The sequence below is a fragment of the Nonomuraea sp. NPDC048916 genome (genome assembly GCF_040649575.1).
Classification (GTDB): Bacteria; Actinomycetota; Actinomycetes; order Streptosporangiales; family Streptosporangiaceae; genus Nonomuraea.
Window position 1 is genome coordinate 1 of sequence record NZ_JBEZFS010000304.1, and the last position, 368, is coordinate 368.

Annotated in this window: 1 pseudogene; it reads left to right on the plus strand. The window is 70.1% G+C overall.

The features are described from left to right. Positions 1–368 (plus strand): annotated as a pseudogene (gene kgd, locus AB0C16_RS40970) (multifunctional oxoglutarate decarboxylase/oxoglutarate dehydrogenase thiamine pyrophosphate-binding subunit/dihydrolipoyllysine-residue succinyltransferase subunit); the annotation flags it as partial.

The window sequence follows — 368 nt, forward strand, 5'->3', positions numbered from 1 at the left end:
AAGCTCTACACCGAGTCGCTGATCGGCCGGGGCGACATCACCCTCGAAGAGGCGGAGCAGGCGCTCCAGGACTTCCAGGGCCAGCTGGAGAAGGTCTTCACCGAGGTCCGCGAGGCCACCTCGCACCCGGTGGAGCACGAGCCGGAGGGCCCCGAGGCGGAGTTCCCGGTCACGGTCAACACCGCGGTCTCCCCGGAGGTCGTCAAGCGGATCGCCGAGTCGCAGGTCAATATCCCCGAGCGGGTCACCGTCCACCCCCGTCTGCTGCCGCAGCTCCAGCGCCGCGCGGCGATGGTCGAGGACGGCACGATCGACTGGGGCATGGGCGAGACCCTGGCCATCGGCTCGCTGCTGATGGAGGGCACCCC